1 protein-coding gene is annotated in these 296 nt (G+C 47.0%); it reads right to left on the bottom strand.

What is annotated here, in order from left to right; translation table 11 throughout:
• Nucleotides 1-231 (bottom strand): thiolase family protein (locus AC1M9I_RS14690; protein ID WP_481611223.1); only part of this gene is annotated, 231 nt, incomplete at its 3' end.
• Between the last annotated feature and the right edge of the window lie 65 nt (nt 232-296).

The following is a 296-nucleotide window of genomic DNA, read 5'->3' as shown; positions in this document are numbered from 1 at the left end:
AATACCTGCTAAAAGCGCCGACATACGACCGACGTTACGATTATCTTCACCGGCTTGGTTGGCACAACCAAATAAAACGTCATCGACGACATTCCAATCCACAGAAGGATTACGTTCCATTAACGCTTTTAATGGCACTGCACCTAAGTCATCCGCACGGACAGGGGCTAAACCACCGGCATAACGACCAAAAGGCGTACGGATGGCATCAATGATGTATGCGTTTTTCATAGTGTAAGATCCTAAAACCAGTCTTAAGCCTGAGTGGCATCAATGAGTTTGGCACCCGTCATCGA

The sequence above is a fragment of the Acinetobacter sp. ANC_7553 genome, assembly GCF_056779895.1.
Note: the sequence above shows the minus strand (reverse complement) of the source record. Positions and strands in the feature narration are given on the sequence as shown.